This is a genomic window from Anaplasma centrale str. Israel, from assembly GCF_000024505.1.
Taxonomy (GTDB): domain Bacteria; phylum Pseudomonadota; class Alphaproteobacteria; order Rickettsiales; family Anaplasmataceae; genus Anaplasma; species Anaplasma centrale.
In genome coordinates this window covers 747,164-759,103 of record NC_013532.1, presented here as the reverse complement: position 1 = coordinate 759,103, position 11,940 = coordinate 747,164, and the positions used below count along the sequence as shown (strand labels likewise).

Genomic DNA, 11,940 nt, shown 5'->3' with positions numbered 1-11,940 from the left:
GGTGTGACTGCGCGCACAATCTGGGCTATGGCTTTACTTGTGGCGATTATGGCCGACATTCGGCTCATCCCTTTCGTACTTTCAAGTCCGATTTACATCAGACAGCTTGCCCAGCATTCAGCCAAGGCACTGCTTTTGGGCTGGACGTCAGTTAGGCGGCAGGAAGCGCGCATAGCACGGGGTGATGTCCAGATGTGTGCCGCAAATCTCACAGCTTGCTATTCCTTTTGGATTGTGTTTTTACTACCTTTGTTGCCAAACAGCCACGAAGGATTTGCTCCTAACACTGCGGTGTAGGAACTTTCAGCGGGTCGTCAGTGTGTAGCATACCTAGCGGTCGGCAGTTATTACACCAGGGTGGATAGTATAGGATGTATGGCTGCATGATAGTCTGAAGGTGTTATGCGCAGATGCCACCTCAAACCTGGCTACGCCATTACAATGCGATAAGCTAAAGCATTCTTGCGCCATGTGTCCTTTCCTTTGCGTGGCCGTGGGAGCACAACTAAATTGATGCTGTGGCGGGAGCGGCTGCCTACAGGGTGCGGTCTGGTCGAGCCTCATTGATGTATATGGGCTTTGTCATTTGTGCTATGTGGGTAAACTCTCCGATCTGTGGGAATTTTGATGCATGCACTTGGCATTCGGCGGTGGTTGCGCCGAAGATTCGGATTTGTTCCGGTAGGATTACGAAAAAGTATCATCAAATTGGTATAAGATGCGCCGGGGCCTATCAATTCCTGGGTTGAAACGATCTACCGCCTATTTGCTGCAATGGGATACATGAACTCTCAAGGGCGACGACTTGCCCGCCCGAGATGGGATATTGCCTGTGGCAGCTTACGTGCCACTTGCCGCCCTGGGGTATGCAGAAACGCATATCAAGATTTTGCGTAGAATCACGCTGCATCTATTGGCTTGTGGTTTTATGCAGTTCGCACAAGGTACACGACGTCAGACGCTTCTGCCGAAAGACTTATTCCACTCTGCGCCTACTGAGTAAATTCTGAGAGCCCGCCTGTTCTTGTGCCTAAAAAACAGCAAGCTAGGTCTTGCGAGTATCATGCTGGCAACGTGCATCGCTGCAATCATCACCAGGGCCGCAAATGGCCTCAACAAAACCACACCCAGCTCTTTTGAAATATTGGCCCGATTGACAAATAGTAGATAACATATTGCATGCAGCAGCAGCGTGTTCAGCAAAGCGGCGGCCACACAAGAGGTTAGCATCCTATTGCCTAGGTATTCCCTGATGATTGACTCTATATCGTCGTACCGATCGTTGCTCTCATAACTATTCATGATTCCCTCTGAAGCGTGCACCCGAGTGTCATGCGGGATAAACTTCCACGCTGTAGCAGGTGCGATAACCTCCGAGTAGTCTACCTTCGTTGGATTACATATTGGTTAACCTACCGTCGTCACCGGATGTAGGGTACCCCCCATAATATATGGTGGTGAGTTACATAAATTTTTGTAGGGAATGTGCAACCGGAATTGCATTTTAGGCGATAATAGCCACATTTATTATACTATTTAAAATTTAGTAATATATGTTGCACATATAGGCACACATGTGTTACAATCCTGCGACGAGCGTTGTAGTGCTCGAGGTTGTGTGGTTGCCATTTCTCCAAAATAGCAGGATTATCTACTTTGTCTTCTTAGGAGTTCTGCATGCCATTTATGGGATTTGGCTTGTTTAGTGGGTGTGTGTTATGCAAGGTCAAGAGTCAGCATCATCAGATGGCCGGTCTGGGATATCGGTAAGAAGTGCACAGGTTAGTGAGCAATCTGGTCAACCTAGTGCTCAACAAGGTGCAAGTGTAGAAACATCTACACAAGCTAGTGTGAGTGGTGACGTAGATTCATCCTGGACCGCATTAGGTGGACCATCGTTTTCCGCTCCAGTAGTGGACTCTGGTATCCAGTCTAGTAGTCAACCTAGTGCTCAACAAGGTGCAAGTGTAGAAACATCTACACAAGCTAGTGTGAGTGGTGACGTAGATTCATCCTGGACCGCATTAGGTGGACCATCGTTTTCCGCTCCAGTAGTGGACTCTGGTATCCAGTCTAGTAGTCAACCTAGTGCTCAACAAGGTGCAAGTGTAGAAACATCTACACAAGCTAGTGTGAGTGGTGACGTAGATTCATCCTGGACCGCATTAGGTGGACCATCGTTTTCCGCTCCAGTAGTGGACTCTGGTATCCAGTCTAGTAGTCAACCTAGTGCTCAACAAGGTGCAAGTGTAGAAACATCTACACAAGCTAGTGTGAGTGGTGACGTAGATTCATCCTGGGCCGCATTAGGTGGACCATCGTTTTCCGCTCCAGTAGTGGACTCTGGTATCCAGTCTAGTAGTCAACCTAGTGCTCAAGGGGGGGATGATAACCAATCTAATATAAAAGCCGCGGAGAGGGAAGCATTACAAGCATTAACTGCCTTGATGGTATTTAAAGCGCAAAGCACTCTGGCGCAGAAAGCCGGGGTTTCTGCCCTAACTGACAGGGAGGTTGAAAGTATTGTGCGCGGAGCCGTAGCTGGTGACCTTACCGCGGACGTCTTGCACGGGATATTCAGGGCATGTGAACGCAAGTTGGATAATAAGATACATATTCCTGATGAGTTTGCACGGCGTGCGCTGTCTGAGCTCAATGCTAGTCTCGAGCTTGCTCGCACTTTGGTAGGCACTGAAACCGCTCGCCAGGTTAATGAGGCGCGTGTTAGACGCGCAGACAGCGCTTTCGATGACTTCATGGCTGTACATGGTGGAGTGACTGAAGAGTTGCGGCAGGAACGGGCACAACGTGTAGAGGCAGCTGAGAAAGTGGTGGACCAGCAACGGGAAGGTGCACCGATTGCAGCGTCTGTCATGATTGGAAGTGAAGAATATATAAGTGCTGCTCGAGATGTTATAGCTGTGGGTGTGTACGCTGCACAGAAGGCAGCGGCGCAGTCTGCTGGACTCAATCCCCTGAATGCGAGTACTGTTGAATCCATAGTAAATGATAACCTTACACGCAGCTATTTTCATGGGAGTGGCATTTCACTCGGTTCTCTCAGGCTTATTTTCAGGAAGCTTGAAGGTGCATTAGGGTTAAGTGATCAGAGGATTAATGACGGGTTTGCGTCTCATCTTGCAGATGCGGTTACCAGTGGTGCCCAACTTGCGGTTAAGGTTGTGCAAGGCGGGAGTGATGATGCAGAACTTACTGCCTTTCTCAAAACAGTTGAGGGTTTGTATTCTTCCCACGGTGGTTTGGTAAGCGGGCAGCAGTTAGATCGCGGTGCGACCATAAGTCGGGAAGATCTTTGTGCTCTTGTTGACTTTATGTTGAGTGACACTCCGTACCAGGATGGCGCGGCAAAGGGTAGTGGTATTTTGGACACAATTTCAGGGTACGTTAATTCGTGGGAGTTATCGTACGGTAAACTACTTTCACTTAATGCGCGTACCTTGAGCGTGGCCATGTCAATGGCTGATGGAGAGTTTGACGGCGTACGTACGGAAGCAGTTAGCGGTGCAGTTGAGAAGTTCCGTATCATGCTTCTTGGTGTACCAGCTCAGGCCAAGGAAACACCCCAGGCCAAGGAAGCACCCAAGGCTAAGGAAGGACTGTTTAGCGGCGTTGCACCGGCAGTACATGCCATTATTGACCCAGCTAAGGCAACAGTGGTTGATACCTGCAGGAAGATACGCAGCAAGTCTATGACATCCTTTTCTGGGGTTGGACAGTTTGTTATAGCGGTTACAGCTCTACTTGCCACAATATTTGCTATCTGTGCATGTATGGAGCCAACGCTTACTGGCCCATCTGGTGCACTAATTTGGGGCTGTCTAGCATTGGTTGTGTTACTACCGTTGCTTGGCATGGCTATACATGCGATGGTAAAGGCTGAGGAGAAGCGACCTGCAGCACCTAAGGGAGAATTCCAAACGATGTTGGAAGACGAGCGTGTCTCCAAGGGTGTACGTATACTAGCGTGCGTAGCCGTACTTGCATTTATTGGTGCAGTCATTGCATGCATGTGTGTAGATGTCCAGCATAAGACATGGCACGGCTCTGCGTTGTTGTTATCTGCCCTAGTGTTATTCGCAGTTGCTTCAATCGTGATAGCAGTACGTGGCAGCACATTGGCGGAAGAGCAAGATGTTGGGTGTAAAGTGGCTGAGGTGTTGGTTGCTAATGACCAGCAGCCTGCTGGTGGAGGAGCATCCCCTGATACTCTGATTTCATCTGTCGAGGTGGAGAAGGGTCCTGTGGTGGAAAATCCGACATTGCAGCAGCAGCAGGCATCACACCTTGCTACAACGCTCAATGCTGGATTGTACATTGCTCAGTGATGAGAGCTATTAATCTTAATTGCTCCCCTAGCAAGGGGAGCATAGCACCATTTATGGCCTTTCTAATCTTCTTTTTGCTGGTTTGTTGTTATGCCATTGAGGTGGAGCTGAGCGTCTTGTGTGGATCGGCACTGTTCTAGCCATGCAAGTTGCTCTGTTATACCTGGATTCGTATGTGGTGTGTAGGTACACATTTCAGTGTGACGTTACCTATTTACTACAGGGTTGTGAGATTGATGACAGATCTGTTGATATAAGTTGAGATAAGAGGTGTGTAGTAATGTACAAGGATAAGCCATCGCGACATTCTAGGAAGAGGGAATTGCCAGCGTTTGATCCTGCCAGGAAAACAGTGGTTAAGACTTGCGAGGAGATACGCGACAGGTCGATGGAATCTTTTTTTGGTTCTGGGCAATTCATTATAGTCATGGCTGCCCTTATTACCACAGTGTTGGTTGTCTGTGGTGCGTGTCTGCAACCAAAATTTGGTGGTAACACACTAGGTTGGGGCTGTCTTGCGATTGTGTTGCTATTGTTGCTTGGTGCAGCCATAGCGGCAATTGCGGCTAATAGGGAAGATGCTGTGACGAGAAGTGATGTACGAGTCATCTCCGCAGAGAGGTATAGAGCAGAGCTTGGTTGCACTTCCAGGGTTATGGACGTACTGACATGTGTGTCTGCACTGGCACTCATTGGTGCAATTGTTGCATGCGTGTGTGTAGATGTAAAGCAAGGGTCATGGCACGGTGGAGCGCTGTTATTATCTGCACTAGTGTTGTTCACAGTTGCTGTGGTTGCACTGGAGCCACGTAGTCATGCATTGGTGAGAGGGTGTGATGCTGATATCTATCGCATAACGTTTAACACCATACCTAATGACCAACAGTCAGGTGCAGCACACTGTACAGATTCTAACCAAGCTGCAGTTCCACCTAACACCTTTGTGGTGACGGTTGGGCTGGATCCTTCTGTTGTTGATCCCAATGCTACTTTGAAGAGTTGCGTTGCATCTTCACCGCAGCATGGAGTTGTGTAAGGATCTCGCGTAGAGAGGAGATAATGTTGCCTTCTAAAACGGCAGTCGGGGGTTGTACTGCCGCGACGAGGATTGCGGCAAAGGGTTTTAGGTTTCGTCGCCCTAAGGTGGCCGTGGATGGCAGGGGAACTGCAGTGCCGGTTGTATTGGGGATTATGGCTGGCTGCTTACTAATGGAGCTTGCATGTGCCGCCATCATTTTTTGTAATGCTAAACATGGTGGTGGGGTTGCCACACCCTCCGCGTGGCTTGTTGTGTATCCGACACTAGGTCTGGTGTTTATCTGTATCATGTGTATTACATGGGTGCGGCGCAGACAGAATACCGCCAGAAAGTTTGCAGATGCAGTGTTATCAGACAAACCCCCTGATAATATTCTAACGTTGAGAGCGGCGCTGGTTGTATTATTCACAATTTGGAGTCTTTGCTTGATAGCTAGCCTGCCAAATTGGGAGAAGTGGGTGGGGATAGCCGATGCCACTGCGTGCTGCTTGCCTGTGGTTGTGCTATTACTGCTGCTATTTGGGCTTTTTTTTGAGGAAGTATCAGCGTATCCGCCGCGTGAAATGTGGACCATGCCCATTATTGCGGATTCTACGCCTATCAAGGATGGTTCTACAGGGGCGTCGCAAACGTATAATCATGCAGACCGCGAGGTGCCATCCAATATCGATGCGGAGTTGATTGCACCAACTGTGTACACGATGGAGAGGAGGAGTGAATCAAGTGAGGCCCTTACTCTGCGAATGTTGTACCCCCTCGAAGGGTATTTACAAGACTCGAGCCTGCGGCTTTAGTCGGGTGCTCCATGCTCAATCAAGAATTATCTGCCGCCGTATCCTAAATTTGGACATATATCTTTTGCTCGGCTTTTTCCATAACACCACGTTTGCGGCATTCCGGCGTGTCTGCACGCGGGGGTTGTAAACCAGGTGAAGCCAGTGGCTTGGCTATTGCTACACAATAGCACTGCTCTGCACTGGCAGTGTGTGGCTTGCATGTGTTGCTAATGTGCCACACCTCCCCCATAATATATGGTGGTGAGTTACATAAATTTTTGTAGGGAATGTGCAACCGGAATTGCATTTTAGGCGATAATAGCCACATTTATTATACTATTTAAAATTTAGTAATATATGTTGCACATATAGGCACACATGTGTTACAATCCTGCGACGAGCGTTGTAGTGCTCGAGGTTGTGTGGTTGCCATTTCTCCAAAATAGCAGGATTATCTACTTTGTCTTCTTAGGAGTTCTGCATGCCATTTATGGGATTTGGCTTGTTTAGTGGGTGTGTGTTATGCAAGGTCAAGGGGGGGATGATGACCAATCTAAACTAGGTGCGGAGAGGGAAGCATTACAAGCATTAACTGCCTTGATGGTATTTAAAGCGCAAAGCACTCTGGCGCAGAGAGCCGGGGTTTCTGCTCTAAACGACAGGAAGGTTGAGAATATTGTATACAAAGCCGTAACTGGTGACCTTACCGCGGACGCCTTGCACGGGATATTCAGGGCATGTGAACGCAAGTTGGATAATAAGATACATATTCCTGATGAGTTTGCACAACGCATACTGTCTGAGCTCAATGATAGTCTCGAGCTTGCTCGCACTTTGGGAGGCACTGAAACCGCTCGCCAGGCTCATGAGGAGCGTGTTAGACGCGTAGACAGCGCTTTCGATGACTTCATGGCTGTGCGTGATGGGATGACTGAAGAGCTGCAACGGGAACGGGCACAACGTGTAGCTGTGGGTGTGTACGCTGCACAGAAGGCAGCGGCGCAGTCTGCTGGACTCAATCCCCTGAATGCGAGTACTGTTGAATCCATAGTAAATGATAACCTTACACGCAGCTATTTTCATGAGAGTGGCATTTCACTCGGTTCTCTCAGGCTTATTTTCAGGACGCTTGAAGGTGCATTAGGGTTAAGTGATCAGAGGATTAATGACGGGTTTGCGTCTCATCTTGCAGATGCAGTTACCAAGGGTGATAAGGACCTTGCCTCCTTTTTCAAGGCAGTTGAGGGTTTGTATTCTTCCCGCGGTGGTTTGGTAAGCGGGCAGCAGTTAGATCGCGGTGCGACCATAAGTCGGGAAGATCTTTGTGCTCTTGTTGACTTTATGTTGAGTGACACTCCGTACAAGAGTATCGGCACTGCTGTAAGTCGGAGTATTTTAGACACCCTTTCGAAGCACGTTAGTTCGTGGAAGTTATCGTACGGTAAACTACTTGCGCTTGATGCGGGGACATTGGGCGTGGCCATGTCAATGGCTGGTGGAGAGTTTGACGGCGTACGTACGGAAGCAGTTGAGAAGTTCCGTATCATGCTTCTTGGTGTACCAGCTAAGGCTAAGGCGGCACCTAAGGCTAAGGAACCTGAGATAGAAGCACCTAGGGCTAAGGAAGCTAAGGTGAAAGCTAGGGTAGAGGAAGAACCTAAGGCTAAGGAACCCGAGATAGAAGCGCCCAAGGCCAAGGAAGAACCCGATATAGAAGAACTTGAGATAGAGGAACTTGAGATGGAGGAAGAACTTGAAATGGAGGAAGAAACTGAGATCGAAGAAGAGCTTGAGATAGAGGAAGAACTTAAGATAGGAGAACGTGAGATGGAAGAACTTGAGACAGGAGAACGTGAGATGGAAGAGCTTGGGATAGAAGAACCTGAGATAGAGACACCCCAGGCCAAGGCAGCACCCCAGCAGGCTAAGGTGGCCAAGGAAGCACCCAAGGCTAAGGAAGGACTGTTTAGCGGCGTTGCACCGGCAGTACATGCCATTATTGACCCAGCTAAGGCAACAGTGGTTGATACCTGCAGGAAGATACGCAGCAAGTCTATGACATCCTTTTCTGGGGTTGGACAGTTTGTTATAGCGGTTACAGCTCTACTTGCCACAATATTTGCTATCTGTGCATGTATGGAGCCAACGCTTACTGGCCCATCTGGTGCACTAATTTGGGGCTGTCTAGCATTGGTTGTGTTACTACCGTTGCTTGGCATGGCTATACATGCGATGGTAAAGGCTGAGGAGAAGCGACCTGCAGCACCTAAGGGAGAATTCCAAACGATGTTGGAAGACGAGCGTGTCTCCAAGGGTGTACGTATACTAGCGTGCGTAGCCGTACTTGCATTTATTGGTGCAGTCATTGCATGCATGTGTGTAGATGTCCAGCATAAGACATGGCACGGCTCTGCGTTGTTGTTATCTGCCCTAGTGTTATTCGCAGTTGCTTCAATCGTGATAGCAGTACGTGGCAGCACATTGGCGGAAGAGCAAGATGTTGGGTGTAAAGTGGCTGAGGTGTTGGTTGCTAATGACCAGCAGCCTGCTGGTGGAGGAGCATCCCCTGATACTCTGATTTCATCTGTCGAGGTGGAGAAGGGTCCTGTGGTGGAAAATCCGACATTGCAGCAGCAGCAGGCATCACACCTTGCTACAACGCTCAATGCTGGATTGTACATTGCTCAGTGATGAGAGCTATTAATCTTAATTGCTCCCCTAGCAAGGGGAGCATAGCACCATTTATGGCCTTTCTAATCTTCTTTTTGCTGGTTTGTTGTTATGCCATTGAGGTGGAGCTGAGCGTCTTGTGTGGATCGGCACTGTTCTAGCCATGCAAGTTGCTCTGTTATACCTGGATTCGTATGTGGTGTGTAGGTACACATTTCAGTGTGACGTTACCTATTTACTACAGGGTTGTGAGATTGATGACAGATCTGTTGATATAAGTTGAGATAAGAGGTGTGTAGTAATGTACAAGGATAAGCCATCGCGACATTCTAGGAAGAGGGAATTGCCAGCGTTTGATCCTGCCAGGAAAACAGTGGTTAAGACTTGCGAGGAGATACGCGACAGGTCGATGGAATCTTTTTTTGGTTCTGGGCAATTCATTATAGTCATGGCTGCCCTTATTACCACAGTGTTGGTTGTCTGTGGTGCGTGTCTGCAACCAAAATTTGGTGGTAACACACTAGGTTGGGGCTGTCTTGCGATTGTGTTGCTATTGTTGCTTGGTGCAGCCATAGCGGCAATTGCGGCTAATAGGGAAGATGCTGTGACGAGAAGTGATGTACGAGTCATCTCCGCAGAGAGGTATAGAGCAGAGCTTGGTTGCACTTCCAGGGTTATGGACGTACTGACATGTGTGTCTGCACTGGCACTCATTGGTGCAATTGTTGCATGCGTGTGTGTAGATGTAAAGCAAGGGTCATGGCACGGTGGAGCGCTGTTATTATCTGCACTAGTGTTGTTCACAGTTGCTGTGGTTGCACTGGAGCCACGTAGTCATGCATTGGTGAGAGGGTGTGATGCTGATATCTATCGCATAACGTTTAACACCATACCTAATGACCAACAGTCAGGTGCAGCACACTGTACAGATTCTAACCAAGCTGCAGTTCCACCTAACACCTTTGTGGTGACGGTTGGGCTGGATCCTTCTGTTGTTGATCCCAATGCTACTTTGAAGAGTTGCGTTGCATCTTCACCGCAGCATGGAGTTGTGTAAGGATCTCGCGTAGAGAGGAGATAATGTTGCCTTCTAAAACGGCAGTCGGGGGTTGTAGCTCGAAACTAGATATCGAGAGTCTAGCCCCATTGGCAGCCTGTTTGATCTTCTTTTTATTGGTTTACGGCTTGGTTGTTGCACATGCCGGCTCCTCTGCAAAGCTTGCTGTGAATATTATGGGATGCGCGCTTGTTGCATTTCTCGCTTTTGCACTTATTTACTTGCCAACTGCGGCTCTGAAAGATCTAGGCCGTGTCATGCCACATGAAGCTTATGATCAACGTGGTGCACCCCCCGATAAAGCCAGCCCCTGTGCCGCGCGTGCAACGTATAGAGTTGTTGTGTTGTGTGCACTCATCGCTGCGGTGTCAATTGGTGCAATACTCTATGCCACCTCCGATATTAATGCCGCATGCTTTGTAGTCGTGACCATGGTGTTCATCCTGGCCAGCTTGCCTGCCGTTATGCTTCTCTTGTCTGACGATGATACTGTGGCGCGTAAAAATGGGCGAGTGGACGCGGCTTACACGTTGGTGAAGGATAATCAGAAAACACCCTCTTCGCCTGGTTGTGAGCCTTCCCCTACCACTGTAGTGTCAGAATCCAGAATCGATGCAGAAGGGGCTGCTGTAGCCACATCTAGGGATGATTGTCAAAAAATTCACGCTCAGGTGTCTTTCGCATAAGGCAAACAACTAACTGCAATAGTAATTTGAGTACATGAGAGCTTGCCGGCATTTACAGCGGTTGTTGCACGTGCGCAAAAATCCCGATAAATGCATAGCAGGTAGTCCGAGAGGGTTTGGGTTGATACTTAGGTTTCTCTTGCGACATCCTTTCTTGTGGTGGCAACCATGCTGGCGGTTTTTAGTGCGGTAAGCCTCACATTTCACATCGAGTATACGCATTAATGCTTTCATTATCTATATAAATACAGCCGTAGTCATTCAACCAATCTACTCACCAAGGATTCGTGATGCTGTATGCACTGTGGCGCTAAGGTGTCGACTGCGCCTAGTAACCAACAGTCAAGTGCTGGTGGGGAAGGAGCCCCAGATACCTTGGTCTTATCTGTCAAGTTGGATTCTACGGTGGACTGGAATTGCGGGCGCCGTACCTGCTCATACGCCTCTATATTTAATGCATTTAGCCCATAGCTTATACGTAACTCCGTAACTTATAGATGCAAAGATCGTGTGGCGCATATTGGTGATTTTTCAGTTTTTAGGCAGGGCTTCCTTGTTGTTGGCACGGAAATGAGTTTTGCAGGCGGGGTCTGCATGCTTGATAATTAGCGAGGTATCTAAGTATTTTTAAATGACGTATTTTTCAGTATGATACATGTCATATATTATATATAGCATTACTAAAATTATGCGGAAAACCGAAGTTGCTAGGACACAATGGGCGTCGGCAATGCCTGAATGTTGTGTGATTCTGTTTTTAGCGATGTTCTTTTTTCCTGCTCTGCACACATGTACCAAAGGCATGCGTGGGTAGGCTTTTTGATACGCGTCGGATGCTTGATTACTGGGTAGTGGTGCAACAGAAGTTGCTAATTTGCAACGCATGGTAGGGAGGTCTATATTTGTTGGCTCTTTCTTAAATCACGTGGGTGCGTCGTTTCTCATAAAACCTCATATGTCATACAAATTTACTGTAAAAAGTGATATATACGACAAATATGCATGATATTTCCTTAGAAAGCCCAATTTTCTTCTGATTTTGAAGCCGTCAACGATGGCATATACTTGCAATTTTGGATATTTCATGATAAATAGTAAAAATATTTTTATATTAAATAGCATTCGCATTGTCGGTGCGCAAAGTTTAGGAGTTTTCTCACATAACAGGGCGGGTTTGTAGCGTATTTCACGCGAGCTTTGTAGTGTAACAGACTGTATTTCTCCTCTAATTCTGTGGGCCAGTGATGAATACGTGCTTTTAAATATGGTTGTTTTTTATAGTCGGTGAAATATATGCCAGATCAAGCTTCCCTAGACTCGTTTGGTGAATATGTGGGTTACAGCGCAGATTACATGTTACTGGGCT

At 47.9% G+C, this 11,940-nt stretch carries 8 protein-coding genes; 7 read left to right on the top strand and 1 reads right to left on the bottom strand.

What is annotated here, in order from left to right; translation table 11 throughout:
- Window positions 1-954: 954 nt before the first annotated feature.
- Complete coding sequence (locus tag ACIS_RS03240) at window positions 955-1,302, bottom strand: hypothetical protein (protein WP_223822652.1); 348 nt, start codon at window positions 1,300-1,302, stop codon at window positions 955-957.
- Between the two features lie 971 nt (window positions 1,303-2,273).
- Here ACIS_RS03240 and msp1a (ACIS_RS05145) point away from each other — a divergent pair.
- The 7 genes from msp1a (ACIS_RS05145) to ACIS_RS05650 all read left to right on the top strand — a co-directional run bounded on the left by msp1a (ACIS_RS05145) (window position 2,274) and on the right by ACIS_RS05650 (window position 11,580).
- Entirely contained in the window at window positions 2,274-4,346 is a 2,073-nt protein-coding gene (msp1a, locus tag ACIS_RS05145; protein ID WP_238523246.1) for a major surface protein MSP1 subunit alpha, read from the top strand.
- A 280-nt stretch (window positions 4,347-4,626) separates the two neighbouring features.
- A complete protein-coding gene (gene msp1a / locus ACIS_RS03230) occupies window positions 4,627-5,382 on the top strand; it encodes a major surface protein MSP1 subunit alpha (RefSeq protein WP_041651205.1) in 756 nt (251 codons plus the stop codon).
- Between the two features lie 23 nt (window positions 5,383-5,405).
- The gene (locus tag ACIS_RS03225) at window positions 5,406-6,179 is read left to right on the top strand and encodes a hypothetical protein (RefSeq protein ID WP_012880776.1); all 774 of its coding nucleotides are present in this window, start codon (window positions 5,406-5,408) and stop codon (window positions 6,177-6,179) included.
- Window positions 6,180-6,683: 504 nt separating this feature from the next.
- Window positions 6,684-8,852: a major surface protein MSP1 subunit alpha gene (msp1a, locus tag ACIS_RS05590; RefSeq protein ID WP_012880775.1), complete on the top strand. Its 2,169-nt coding sequence runs from the start codon at window positions 6,684-6,686 to the stop codon at window positions 8,850-8,852.
- A 280-nt stretch (window positions 8,853-9,132) separates the two neighbouring features.
- Window positions 9,133-9,888 carry a major surface protein MSP1 subunit alpha gene (msp1a, locus tag ACIS_RS03205; RefSeq protein ID WP_041651205.1) on the top strand — a complete coding sequence of 252 codons (756 nt, stop codon included), beginning with the start codon at window positions 9,133-9,135 and terminating at the stop codon, window positions 9,886-9,888.
- A gap of 23 nt (window positions 9,889-9,911) precedes the next feature.
- Window positions 9,912-10,574 (top strand): hypothetical protein, encoded by a 663-nt coding sequence (locus ACIS_RS03200; RefSeq protein ID WP_012880773.1) that lies wholly within the window; start codon window positions 9,912-9,914, stop codon window positions 10,572-10,574.
- Between the two features lie 883 nt (window positions 10,575-11,457).
- Entirely contained in the window at window positions 11,458-11,580 is a 123-nt protein-coding gene (locus ACIS_RS05650; protein WP_274376774.1) for a hypothetical protein, read from the top strand.
- Window positions 11,581-11,940 lie beyond the last annotated feature (360 nt).